The following is a 2,196-nucleotide window of genomic DNA, read 5'->3' as shown; positions in this document are numbered from 1 at the left end:
TTCTTGGTATCCGAATCAGTAGGCTGGCAGCACAAAGGCACGTCGTCCCTATAAAACGAATGCAAAGCGGAAAAATTAGCGATTGAGAAGAACTATCAGAAGGGAGGTGCAGCGGGGATTTGCGGGCGATAAAAAACCCTGCGGGAGCAAGCCTGCTCGCCCCTCACAGGGTTCCGGACAGCAATGAATTCGGGTTAAACGGCGGCCATCAAGCCGTGCCGACGATGATGCACGTCGAGTTGATCCTTGATCACCCGCAGCACCTTGGCTTCGTGTTCATGAATGAAGAAGTGCCCGCCGGCCAGCATGTCCACCGAGAAGCTGCCACGGGTTTCCTTGCTCCAGCCGATCAACTGCTCCGTAGTCGCCTTGTCGGCCTTGCCACCCAGCACATGCACCGGGCAGTTGAGCAGCGGCCGCTGCAACGGCTGGAATTTGCCGCAGAGCAGGAAATCGGCGCGCAGGATCGGCAGCGTCAGGCTCATCAGCTCCTGATTGGCCAGCACTTCCTCGCTGGTGCCGTTGAGCGTGCGCAGTTGATCGATCAGCTCGGCGTCCGTCTTCGGCTCGGCAAAGCCGCGGTCGTAGTCGGCGCGCAACGTCGGCGCCGCAGTGCCCGAGGCGAATAGCGCCACCGGTTCCGGGCAGCCCAACGCGCGCAAGGCGTGAGCGATTTCGCAGGCCAGCAAGGCGCCCAGACTATGGCCGAACAGTGCGTAAGGGGCCTTGAGTGTCGGGCGCAGCTCCCTGGCCAGTTGCATGGCCAACGCACGCATGTCGGTGTGCAGCGGTTCGCCGAACCGGGCGCCGCGCCCCGGCAATTCCACCGGTTGCAATTGCAGCCACTGCGGCAGCTTCGGCCGCCAGCGGCTGTAGACCATGGCACTGGCGCCGGAATACGGCAGGCACAGCAGGGTCAACTTGGTCACCACGCATCCCTCGGAAAAATGTCTCTTCAAAGGGTACGGATTGATGCCCGGGCAAATTAGTCGGCAGTTTGTAAATTACCGTTACAAATGCTCGTTAACCGTTCAGACCAAAACAACAAAGAGGATTCACCGTGGACCTGCAGACCATCCTGGGCAAGCTGTTCGCCAATGCCGGCGCGGTCGGTATCGAAGGCGTTTTCCAATTCGTGCTGGGGTCACAGGCGTTCTGGTCCGAGGTCAGCGCGAGCAGCCGCACCGAGGCCGGTCGCCATGCCAGCCCCGACGTAACCATCGAAGTCGCTGAGCAGGATTTTCTCGGGATCATGGCCGGCATCGCCAACGTCGAGGAATTGTTCGCCAGCGGCCGACTGAAGATCAGCGGCAACATGGGCCTGGCGACGATGCTGCCGCAGATCATCGACCACGCTCGCCGGGGTGCGGCGCCGGTGGAAAAGGTCGACATGAACAAGCGGTACCCGACGCCGCCGCGCTTCAGCGAAAAACTCACCGCCAGCCTGCCAGCGCAAACCGTCGTCGAACGGCGACCGCGCAGCGAGTTGTCGCCGATCGAATTCGAGAGCCGTTACCTGCCCAACGGCGTTCCGCTAGTGATCAGCAATGCCCTGCAGGACTGGCCGCTGTTCAGGCTCAGCCGCGAAGAATCACTGGTGCATTTCGCCGAACTGCAAGGCATCACCCGCCACGGCGATTACGTGAAAAAGACGTTCTCGACCGAACGGGATTTCCGCTCCACGTCGATGGCCGACTTCATCGCCTCGCTGGACAGCCCGGCGGTCAAAGGTGCGGACGGAGAACCACCGGCCTACATGGGCAACAACATTCTGCCGGCGGCGTTGATGCAACAGATTCAATATCCGCCCTACTTCGACGCTTCGTTGTTCATCCCACCGCGCATCTGGATCGGCCCCAAAGGCACGTTGACCCCGTTGCACCGCGACGACACCGACAACCTGTTCGCCCAGGTCTGGGGCCAGAAAAAGTTCACCCTCGCCGCGCCGCATCATCGTGAAGCGTTGGGTACTTGGTCCACCGCACCCGAGGGCGGTCTGGACGGCTGCGACTTCAACCCGGATGAGCCGGACTATGAGCGCTTCCCCAAGGCCCGCGACGTGACCTTCCTGCGGGTGACGCTGGAGGCCGGCGACCTGTTGTTTCTGCCGGAAGGCTGGTTCCATCAGGTGGAATCGGTGTCGACTTCGTTATCAGTGAATTTCTGGGTGAATTCGGGCCGGGGCTGGTAACCCCG

2 protein-coding genes are annotated in these 2,196 nt (G+C 61.4%); one reads left to right on the top strand and one right to left on the bottom strand.

The window, feature by feature from the left end:
• Positions 1 to 194 precede the first annotated feature (194 nt).
• On the bottom strand, positions 195 to 932 hold the full coding sequence (locus AC1RR7_RS21055) for a thioesterase II family protein (RefSeq protein WP_096822467.1): 738 nt from the start codon (positions 930 to 932) through the stop codon (positions 195 to 197).
• Positions 933 to 1,060: 128 nt separating this feature from the next.
• Here AC1RR7_RS21055 and AC1RR7_RS21050 point away from each other — a divergent pair, with 128 nt between their 5' ends.
• On the top strand, positions 1,061 to 2,191 hold the full coding sequence (locus AC1RR7_RS21050) for a cupin-like domain-containing protein (RefSeq protein WP_096822468.1): 1,131 nt from the start codon (positions 1,061 to 1,063) through the stop codon (positions 2,189 to 2,191).
• Positions 2,192 to 2,196 lie beyond the last annotated feature (5 nt).

It is taken from the genome of Pseudomonas sp. GW821-FHT11G12, assembly GCF_058808055.1.
The sequence above is the reverse complement of the archived record's forward strand: the minus strand, read 5'-3'. Positions and strand labels throughout refer to the sequence as shown.